This window comes from Archangium violaceum (assembly GCF_016887565.1).
Classification (GTDB): domain Bacteria; phylum Myxococcota; class Myxococcia; order Myxococcales; family Myxococcaceae; genus Archangium; species Archangium violaceum_B.
The window spans coordinates 8,295,867-8,305,697 of record NZ_CP069396.1; the positions used below are offsets into that span (position 1 = coordinate 8,295,867).

Sequence of the window (9,831 nt, forward strand, 5' to 3'; positions counted from 1 at the left end):
AAGGGTCAACCATGTCCTCCCCCCTCCGCCTCCTGGCCTCGGGCCTGGTCCTCATCGGACTCACGCTCGCTGGCTGCAAGAAGGAGAGCTGCCTCGGCAATGAAGATGGCTGCCGGGTCGTCAGCCCCTGCGAGAAGCTGAGTTACTCCTGTGAAGCCGCCTCCGGCTCGAAGCTCGAGGTGCGCGTCCTCACTCCCGACGACAAGCGCGCCGGCAGCCATGCCCCCACCGCTGGCGCCAACACCGTGCCCGGTGGCCTCAACGCCATCGCGGCCCGTGGCGACATCCTCCTGGGCAATGACCGGGCGGTGGCCGTCATCGCCGGCATCGGCAACACGCACCTGCTGGATCCCGGTGGCGGCGCGCTGCTCGACCTGAGCGCCCGCGGCAAGGACAACGACGGCCTCAACCAGGTGCTCCAGGTGGTGGGCATCCTCCCCGCGGATGCCGCGCACTACACCTCGGCGGAGATCATCGACGAGCGCCCCAACCGCGTGGCCGTCCAACTGCGCGGCACGCTCGATGGCAAGCCCGAGTTCCCCATCGCCACCCTCTACGAGATGCGCCCGTGCGAGCCCGGCATCCGCGTGCGCACCGAGGTCCTCAACACCTCCGTGGACCCGCAGCTCTGGGCCCTGGCCGACGGCTTCTACTGGAGCGGCCGCGAGGCCCTGCCCTTCACGCCCTCGCAGGGCACCGGCTACCAGCACCCGTCCTTCAGCCTGCTCACCATCGGTGACGCCTTCCGCAAGTTCCCCTACCTGACGGCCGCTCTCTCCTCCGATCCGCCCAGCAGCTACGCCGAGGTCTCCTGCGGGAAGACGGACGTGCTCGAGGGCTTCCAGAGCGATCAGATCTCCTCCGCCGGTCTGCCGCGCACCGTGGTGGCCTCGCGGGACTACCTCGTCTTCGAGCGCTTCCTCGCCGTGTCCGAGCGCGGCGACGTGGCCAGCGCCGCGGACCTGGCCCTGGAGGCCCGGCAGAAGCTCCATGGCGAGAAGTACGTGACGCTGCGCGGAACGGTGACCCGCCGCCAGGCGCCGCTCTCCTCCGGCCGCGAGGTCAGCGTCATCATCAGCGAGGGCGACCTCGCCGCCGACCCGAGCACCCGCATCCCGTGGACCCAGGTGACGCCCGACAAGGAGGGCAACTTCCAGGCCCGCGTTCCCGCCGGCCGCGCCTACGCCGTGGAGTTGCACGCCTTCGGCCGCAAGGTGGCCGACCGGCAGCTCGACAAGGTGGACGCGGACACCGACGTGGGCACGCTCGCCGTCCCCGGCAACACCCGCCTCACCGTGAAGGTGGAGGACGCCGACCACCCCGGCCAGAAGCTCACCGCAGAGGTCTTCGTCGTCCCCGTGGACGCCTCCATCCAGAAGGACACCGAGGGCTCGCTGCATGGCCGCTTCGGCACGTGCGCGCCGTGGCTCGGTCCTCCCCCGGGCCCCTCGCCCGCGTGCAACCGCTTCCTCGTCAACGGCAACGCCCCCATGGACACCTCCGTGGACGCCCCCATGGGCCGCTTCCACATCTACACCTTCAAGGGCCCCTTCTGGACGCTCGCCCGTGAGACCGTCACGCTCGGCGCCGAGGACACCACCCTCACCTTCAAGCTGCGCAAGCTGCCCCTCCAGCCCTCCGGCACCGTGGGCGCGGACCTGCACGTGCACGGCGGCGCCAGCTTCGACAGCTCCATCCCCGACCTGGACCGCGTGCTGTCCTTCGCCGCCACGGACCTGGACGTCATCGTCTCCACCGACCACGACGTCATCTATGACTACGGCCAGGTCGTCCAGAGCCTGGGTCTGCAGGAGAAGATGAGCACCGTGGTGGGTCTGGAGACCACCGGCCACATCCTCTGGATGAAGCGCCCCGGCTACGACATCCCCCTCGTGGTGGGCCACTACAACTTCTGGCCGCTCGAGTACGACCCGACGAAGGCCCGCAACGGCGCCCCGTCGGACGAGCTCGTCGAGCCCGGTGAGCTGATGGACCGCGTGAAGGCCAGCGCCCCCCCCGCCCTGAGAGATCAGTTCATCGCCCAGCTCAACCACCCCTGGGCCGACGCCGAGTTCGGCCGCGACCTGGGCTACCCGCGCGCGCTCGCGATCAACACGCTCGAGAACCTGCCCTCACGGGATGACGGCACCAGCGCCGGCATGTACGTGCGCTCGCCCAAGGGTGGCTTCGCCAACAACGGCCAGCACGCCCAGGAGGTGATGAACGGCACCCAGAACGACATGCTGCTGCCCTACCGCGCCTTCTGGTTCTACACGCTCGGCCAGGGCCAGCTCGTGACGGGCACCGCCAACAGCGACTCGCACAGCCTCACCGACAACACCGTGGGCGTGCCCCGCAACATCGTCTACGCGAACACCCGCCCTGGCACCGGGTTCGACACCGCCCGCTTCAACGCCGCCCTCAAGGCCGGCGCCTCCTTCGGCACCAACGGCCCCATCATCGAGGCCACCATCGACACCGCCAGCGGACCCGGGCGCTATGGCACCTCGCCCCTGGTGCCCTCGGCCGACGCGAAGCTTCACCTCAAGGTCTCCGCCGCCCCCTGGGTGCCCCTGGACGAGGTGCGCATCATCGTCAATGGCGTCGTCGTGAAGACGCTGGACGGCGCGGCGATCTCCCCCCCGGGCGATGCGTTCGACCCGTTCAATCCCGGTCCGATCGATCCGGTCGTCACCGCCGGGCTCGTGCGCTACGAGGGCAACATCCCCCTCTCCGAGCTGCTCGTCCGCTCGGGTGATGCATGGCTCGTGGTGGAGGCCGGCACCCGCCTGCCTCCCGCCGCCGACTTCGGCGGTCCCGCGGGCGAGGGTCCGGATGGCATCCCCGACACCGGAGACAACAACGGGGACGGCGTGGTGGATCGCAACGACATCGCCAAGGACTCCTCCTACGGCCCGCTGCGCACCCCCGCGCCCCCCTCCAGCGAGGCGGATCCGCTCTTCCACTTCGCCCAGGTGGTCACCGGCGGCTACCCGATGGCCTTCACCAACCCCTTCCTCCTCGACCGGAACGGCAACGGACGCTTCGATGCCCCCGGCGTGGCCGCTCCGTGAATCGAGGGTCCATCGTGAACATGTCCCGACTGCTCGTCTCCCTCGTCGCCCTGCTGCTCCTGCCCGCCGCCGCCCGCGCGGAGGGCGGGTGTGAGGAGTGGATCTCCCCCGCGCTCGCCGAGGGCCCCGTCACCTTCGGCTTCCTGTCCGCCGATGTCGCCACCGGCCGCCGCGCCTGTCCCCGCACCGAGGCGGGCTTCGGCGTCCAGGGCGGCGCCATCATCGAGACCGCCAACCTCTATGGCGCCGTCACCGGGGCCGGCCTCCTCTCCGGCAGCCTCGCCGTGCGTCCGGACCTGGAGGTCTTCGCCACCCTGGAGGCCCTGCGCGTCCAGTACGTGCAGAACGCCACCCTCACCGGCACGGTCATCTCGCTCGGGCAGCTCACCGTGGGCGGCACCTGGATGGCGCTGACGCGTGGGCCGCTCGTGGTGTCCCCGAGCGTGCGGCTCCAGCTGCCCACGTCCTTCGCCAGCCCGCGCATGCGCACCGTAGGCGGAGAGGTGGGCGCCGCCGTGCTGTACCGGCCCGTCAACCGCTTCGAGGTGCACGGGTACGCGGGCGTGGACACCGCCATGAGCCTGGGCGCCGCGGCCGCGCTGCCCCGGGTCGGCTTCCTGGTGAACGTCGGCACCGAGTACGCGCTCTGCAGCGGCTTCGCCGCCGTGCTGGACGCCAACGTGCACTTCGGCCACCGGGCCGCGCTCGACTACGTGGCGCCGGCCCTCGGGCTGCGCTTCCGCGCGGGCGAGCACTTCGGCGCGGAGCTCGGCGCGAGCATGCCCGTCCTCGGCGCCGAGCGGGCCCTGGCCATTGGCGGGCTGAAGCTCACGTACCGGATGTAACGCCGGCTCTCCCCAAAATGGACCGCTCCCTTTACGGAAGAGGGAGCATCCGCCAGCATGCGACAAGCGCCAGCAGCCGTCCTGGCGCTCCGCTTCTCGCACGCCTTCGCGAAGTCCATGACGAGCCAGGAGGGGGGGGCGTCACCTCTACCCGGGAGAGGTCCTTCCGTCCTGCCCAGGAGATGACATGAGCCAGTCCGCCAGCAAGAGACGAGTCCTCGTCATCGATGACTCCGAGGCCATCCACACCGACTTCCGCCGGATCCTCTGCCCGGAGCCGCGCAAGGGAAAGAACGACCTGGACCTGCTGGAGGAGGCCCTCTTCGGCCCGGCGGCTCCCACTCGCGGCGAGGGCCCCAACGAGCCGGAGTTCGAGCTGGACTCGGCCTTCCAGGGCCAGGAGGGGGTGGCCAAGGTCACCGAGTCCCTGACCGCCGGCCGCCCCTATTCGCTCATCTTCCTCGACTACCGCATGCCGCCGGGCTGGAACGGGGCCGAGACGCTCAAGCGCCTCCGGGTGGTGGCTCCCTCGCTCCCCGTGGTGCTCTGCTCGGCCTACTCCGACTACTCCTGGACGGAGCTCATGCGGGAGTTCGGCAAATCCCAGGTCTTGAGGGAGCTGCGCAAGCCCTTCAACGGCCAGGAGGTGCGGCAGATGGCGCTCGCCCTCACCGAGCCTCGAAGCCCGGGGTAGCCCCCCCGGACGCGGCCCAGAAAAGATGGGGGGCAGGCAGGTCCCCGCCCGCCCCGGGGCGGAATTCCGGCGGGCGGTCTGCTGTCGAACTGCCACAGCCGAACTCCCGATGGACGTACACCGTGGCACATGCAGACAGCGCCTGAGCCGTGCGCTCGCTACCCGTGGAGCCAGGCTGACAGGTCGCCATGCAGCCATCCCCCAGTCCACGCGCACCCCTGGCCCGCTCCACGCTCATCCACATGGGCGTACGCATCGCCGTCGTCATCGCGCTGAGCACCCTGTTCAGCTACTTCCACATGTTCAGCACCCTGCGCACCGAGGCCCTCGCGCAGTTGGAGCAGCATGTCTCGGAGCGTGCGCAGCGCGAGCAGAGCATCTTCGTGCTGGCGCAGGACAATCACGTCGTCCTCAAGCAGGCCCTCGAGGAGAGGATCCGCGCCCTCTCCCCCGAGGAAGTGAGCACCCGCTTCGAGCTCCTGTTCGCGCACCTGCCCGATGGCACCGTGCGCAGCCGCCCCGAGAGCTTCGACGGCACGAAGATGGTGTGCGTCTTCGTCCCCAGGGGAGTGACCGTCGACGCGGATCTGCGCCGCCGGCTCGTCGCCTCCCATGACGTGCTCGCCCAGTACGGACCCGCCTTCCACACGCGCTTCACGGACAGCTACATCACCCTGCCCGAGGGGCCGATCGCGCTCTACTGGCCGGAGCGCTCCACCTGGTGCAGGGACGCCGCGCCCACCGACTCCGTCATCGACCAGGACTACTTCCCCATCAGCCTGCCGAAGAACAATCCGCGGAGAATGACGGCCTGGTCCGGCGTCTACGTGGACACGGTGAGCGGCCAGTCGCTGACCTCGGTCACCACGCCGTTGGACATGGACGGCCGGCATGTCGCCTCGGTCAGTCACGACGTTCCCCTCTCGGACCTGCTGGGCCGTACCATCGCGGACCACCTCCCCGGCGCCTACAACGTCATCTTCCGCGGGAACGGGCAGCTCATCGCCTACCCCGGACAGAAGGAGGGGATGTCCACATCGTCCGAGTCCACGGCGCCACGGGAGCACCTGCACCGCATCTTCGAGCGGATGAAGGAACGTCCGGACGACCCGACACCGCTGGAGCTGCCGGAGTCCGGCGAGTACATCGCCACGGCCCGGTTGCAGGGGACCGGCTGGTACTTCACCACGGTGCTCCCCGAGAGCGTGGTGTCCCGGCCCGCATTCCAAGCGGCGCGCCAGGTGCTGCTGCTCGGCCTGGTGGCCCTCGTCGTGGAGCTGGCCATCATGTACTGGGTGCTGAAGCAACAGGTCACCCGACCCCTGCTCACCTTCACCCAGGCCACCGGCCGTGTCGCCGCTGGCGACTTCCACGTCGAGCTCGACACATCCCGCGGTGACGAGCTGGGACAGCTGGCCCGCTCCTTCCGCCTCATGGCCGACGAGATCCAACGCCGCGAGGAGGCCCTGCGTCAGGCCAACGAGGGCCTGGAACAGCGCGTCGAGGAGCGCACCCGGGAGCTCAAGAACATCCACCAGCAGCTGGTGCAGACGGCCCGCCGCGCCGGCATGGCGGAGATCGCCACCAACGTGCTGCACAACGTGGGCAACGTGCTCAACAGCGTCTACACCTCGGCCCAGGTCGCCAAGGAGCGGGTGAGCGAGATGCGGCTGGAGCACGTGGGCCGGGTCGCCAACATGCTCGAGCAGAACCAGGCCAGCATCGCCACCTACCTCGCCCAGGACGAGCGCGGCCGGCACGTCATGCCCTTCCTGTCCCGGTTGAGCCAGAATCTCCAGGACGAGCGCAATGAGGTCATCACCCTGCTCGACGACGTGGGCCGCTACACCGAGCACATCGGCGACATCGTCAAGGTTCAACAGAACTACGCCAGGATTCCCCGGGTCCACGAGCCCGTCGTCCTCGCCGACCTGCTGGAAGACTCCCTTCGCATCAACTCGGCCGGGCTCACCCGCCACCAGGTCAAGGTGCAGCGTCACATCGTCCCCCTGCCTCCCATGCTGGCCGACAAACACAAGATCTTGATGATCCTCGTCAACCTGGTCAGCAATGCCAAATACGCCATGGATGGCGTACCACGGGACGAGCGGCTCCTGAGCGTGAGGATGGAGAATACCCGGGACGAGCACGTCCGCATCGAGATCCGTGACAACGGAATGGGTATCGCTCCGGAGATGCTCACGCGCATCTTCCAATATGGCTTCACCACCCGCCCGGATGGACATGGCTTCGGCCTGCACTCCAGCGCCCTCGCCGCCCAGGAGCTGGGCGGCTCACTGGACGTCCACAGCGAAGGGCCGGGACGTGGCGCCACCTTCACCCTGGACATCCCCTTCGTTCCCGCCCCGGAGACCCCATGAGCAACTGCGTCAGCAAGAAGCGAATCCTCGTCATCGATGACTCCGAGGCCATCCACACCGACTTCCGCCGGATCCTCTGCCCGGAGCCGCGCAAGAGCCGGGATGATCTGGACGAGTTGGAAGAGGCGCTCTTCGGCTCGAATCCCGCGCAGGACCATCCCTCCAGCGAGTCGGAGTTCGAGGTGGACTCGGCCTTCCAGGGTCAGGAGGGGGTCGCCAAGGTCAACGAGTCGCTGACCAGGGGCCACCCCTATTCACTCATCTTCCTCGACTACCGGATGCCGCCCGGCTGGAATGGCGCCGAGACACTCAGACGGCTGCGCCTGGTGTCTCCCTCGCTGCGCGTGGTGCTCTGCTCGGCCTACTCCGACTACTCCTGGGGAGAGCTCGTCCAGGAGTTCGGCAGGTCCCAATTGCTGACGGAGTTGCGAAAGCCTTTCAATGGCCCACAGGTCCGCCAGCTCGCGATCTCCCTCATCGGGCCGACGTGAGCCAATGGCGCTGGCGTTCGAAGGGATAGGTGGGCAGCGGAACCCGGCGCCGGTGGTAGGGCGCGTCGTAGGCCTCCCAGTCCACCTTCACCCCCTTCACATACAGCATCCCCAGCGTCTCGAGGATCTGCGCCCACTCCGAGCGGCCCCGCCGGAGTGAAGTCAGCCAACCGGCCTCGGGCCTTCCCTCCGGTCTCGGGCCCAATTCCAGACACACGTCCACGCCGTGCTCGCGGAGCGCCTGCTCCGTCTCCTCGTTCAACGAGAGCAGTTGGGGCGCCGTGTAGGCCTCCGCCTGGGACGGCCCACCGGCCGCCAGTCTCAGCCCCTCCTCCAGGCCGAAGACGCCCCCATCCACCGCGGCGACCAGCTGCCCTACCCCCCGCCCCACCACCGCCCGCGGCACCACGCCCCACGCCCGCCACATCCGCGACAGGCCCCACTCCAGCGCGAAGACCGCCGCCCTCCCGTACGCCTCCTCCTTCACCCGCTCGGACTCGGGGCCACACAGCACCCACAGCAGGGGCTTCTCCAGCACGCCCTTCAGGGCCGCCCCGCACTCCTCCAGCGCGTCACGGAAGACGGGCTGCGTCTCGTACAGCACCCGGCCCATGTCCGCGTACCGCCCGCCTTCCCCACCGAAGATGAAGGCCACGCTCGGCGCGAGGCTTCCCGCCCGGCCCGGCCGCGGACCTTCCACGTCGCGCCCCGCCTCCACCGCGAGGAGCCGCTCGCGCATCTCTCGCGCGTCACTTCCCACCACCGCCAGCCGGTGCTCGAAGTGCGCCCGCCCCGCCGCGGCCGTGAAGCACACGTCTCCCAGCTCCACCCCGCCCGCCTCCAGGAAGCGCGCGTAACGGCCCGCCTGCGCACGCAGCGCCTCCTCGCCGCGCGCCGACAGCACCAGGAGGTGCTCCGGCCGATCCACCTCCCGCTTCACCTCCACCCGCGCCGGCGCCTCCCCCAACACCACGTGCGCCAGGGTGCCCGTCCGCCCGTACGAGGTCACCCCCGCGATGCGCCGGTCCTGCGTCGGCTCCCACGGCGTCAGCTCCACCGGCACCTTCACCCCCATCTCCGCCCAGTCGATATAGGGATTGGGATTCTTCAGGTGCAGGTGTGGCGGCAGCTCCCGGTGCTGCATCGCCAGCACCACCTTCATCATCCCCACCACGCCCGAGGCCGCCTCCGGGTAGCCGATGTTCGTCTTCACCGAGCCCATCCACAGCGACTCCCCACCCTTGCGCCCCTCCCTCAGCACCGCCCACATCGCCTCCGCCTCGATGGGATCTCCCATCGCCGTCCCCGTGCCGTGCGCCTCCAGGTAGCTCACCTCCGCTGGCGGCACTCCCGCGCCGCGCAATGCCTGACGGATGACCTCCTGCTGCGCCACGCCATTGGGCACCGTGAACGCGCTGCTCGGGCCATCGTGCCCCACCGCCGAGCCCCGGATGACCGCCAGGATGGTGTCTCCCTGGGCCTGGGCCTCCGACAAGCGTTTGAGCACCAGCACGCCACAGGCCTCGGCTCGGCCATACCCATCCGCCGAGGCATCGAAAGCCTTGCATCTCCCGTCCGGCGAGAGCACCCCGCTCTGGGAAAGATAGACACTCACCTCCGGCGAGAGGACGAGGTTCACGCCTCCCGCCAGGGCCATCGCGCACTCCCCGTTCCTCAGGCTCTGGCAGGCCAGGTGCACCGCCACCAGCGAGGACGAGCACGCCGTGTCCACCACCAGGCTCGGTCCCTGGAAGCCAAACACATAGGACAGACGTCCGGAGATGGCGCAGTTGGCTCGTGCCCCGAGGAAGCCAGCGTCGATGCCCTCCAGGCCTCCCGTGTCCAGCACGCGCTGCCCGTAGTCGTTGTTCATCACCCCGATGAAGACACCCACCCGCTCGCGCCCGCCACGCTCCACCGCGTGCCCGGCCCGCTCCAATGCCTCCCAGGCCACCTCCAGCACCAGCCGCTGCTGCGGATCCATGCTCTCCGCCTCGCGCGGCGGAATGCCGAAGAAACGCGCGTCGAACCGGTCCACGTTCTTCAGGAAGCCGCCCCGTGTCGTGCGGATCTTCCCCTTCGCGCGGGGATCCGGATCGTACAGGGCCTGGGCGTCCCACCGGTCCGGTGGGAGCTCGCTGGTGGCATCGATTCCCTTCGACAACAGCTCCCAGAAGGCCTCCGGACTCTCCACTCCACCCGGCAGCCGGCACCCCATGCCGATGATCGCGATCGGCTCCCGACGGGCGGCCTCGGCCTGCTCCAGCCGAGCCTCCAGCTTGCGAATCTTCACCAACTGCTGCTGCAAGAGCTGGCGGTAATTGGGCTCCTCGGACATCTCTGGCC

6 protein-coding genes are annotated in these 9,831 nt (G+C 69.4%); 5 read left to right on the plus strand and 1 reads right to left on the minus strand.

The window, feature by feature from the left end:
- The first annotated feature begins 11 nt into the window (after nucleotides 1-11).
- The 5 genes from JRI60_RS32970 (at nucleotide 12) to JRI60_RS32990 (ending at nucleotide 7,485) form a co-directional block, all read left to right on the plus strand.
- A complete protein-coding gene (locus JRI60_RS32970; protein WP_204219899.1) occupies nucleotides 12-3,074 on the plus strand; it encodes a CehA/McbA family metallohydrolase in 3,063 nt (1,020 codons plus the stop codon).
- 14 nt (nucleotides 3,075-3,088) lie between these two features.
- Nucleotides 3,089-3,919, plus strand: a complete 831-nt coding sequence (locus tag JRI60_RS32975; protein ID WP_204219900.1) for a hypothetical protein — start codon at nucleotides 3,089-3,091, stop codon at nucleotides 3,917-3,919.
- Nucleotides 3,920-4,106: 187 nt separating this feature from the next.
- On the plus strand, nucleotides 4,107-4,613 hold the full coding sequence (locus tag JRI60_RS32980) for a response regulator (RefSeq protein ID WP_204219901.1): 507 nt from the start codon (nucleotides 4,107-4,109) through the stop codon (nucleotides 4,611-4,613).
- A 188-nt stretch (nucleotides 4,614-4,801) separates the two neighbouring features.
- Nucleotides 4,802-6,994: an ATP-binding protein gene (locus tag JRI60_RS32985; protein ID WP_239469846.1), complete on the plus strand. Its 2,193-nt coding sequence runs from the start codon at nucleotides 4,802-4,804 to the stop codon at nucleotides 6,992-6,994.
- Nucleotides 6,991-7,485: a response regulator gene (locus JRI60_RS32990; RefSeq protein WP_204219902.1), complete on the plus strand. Its 495-nt coding sequence runs from the start codon at nucleotides 6,991-6,993 to the stop codon at nucleotides 7,483-7,485. Before JRI60_RS32985 ends, JRI60_RS32990 begins: the two co-directional genes overlap by 4 nt.
- Here the strand turns inward: JRI60_RS32990 and JRI60_RS32995 are convergent.
- On the minus strand, nucleotides 7,469-9,823 hold the full coding sequence (locus JRI60_RS32995; RefSeq protein WP_204219903.1) for a type I polyketide synthase: 2,355 nt from the start codon (nucleotides 9,821-9,823) through the stop codon (nucleotides 7,469-7,471). The genes JRI60_RS32990 and JRI60_RS32995 overlap by 17 nt on opposite strands.
- Between the last annotated feature and the right edge of the window lie 8 nt (nucleotides 9,824-9,831).